1 pseudogene is annotated in these 267 nt (G+C 73.4%); it reads left to right on the forward strand.

Going from position 1 to position 267, the window contains the following annotated elements:
• A pseudogene (locus ACQG3P_RS19925) lies at window positions 1-118 on the forward strand (AraC family transcriptional regulator); the annotation flags it as partial.
• Window positions 119-267 lie beyond the last annotated feature (149 nt).

Here is a 267-nt window from a genome sequence, read left to right on the forward strand (position 1 = left end):
TCTCAGCTGTGGCCTGTGGGATCTGTGGCGGTTCGCCGACAGCTATCGGCGCGTGTTGGGGGAGCTGCCCCGGGACGCCCTGATGGGTGCGCCGGCCGCGGCGGGCAGCCCGGCCTGACGGCACGTTTCCGGCACCGTGCCGGACTTGCGCATCCACCTGCCGTAGTCCACCCTCGTCTTGCCGGACCGCACGCACGAGCTGCCGCTTCGCAGCGCCTGCGCGACCACCCCCGCGCACAAACGACCACGCCGCGCCCACCCGTGGCC

The organism is Stenotrophomonas sp. SrG (genome assembly GCF_050031795.1).
Classification (GTDB): Bacteria; Pseudomonadota; Gammaproteobacteria; order Xanthomonadales; family Xanthomonadaceae; genus Stenotrophomonas; species Stenotrophomonas rhizophila_A.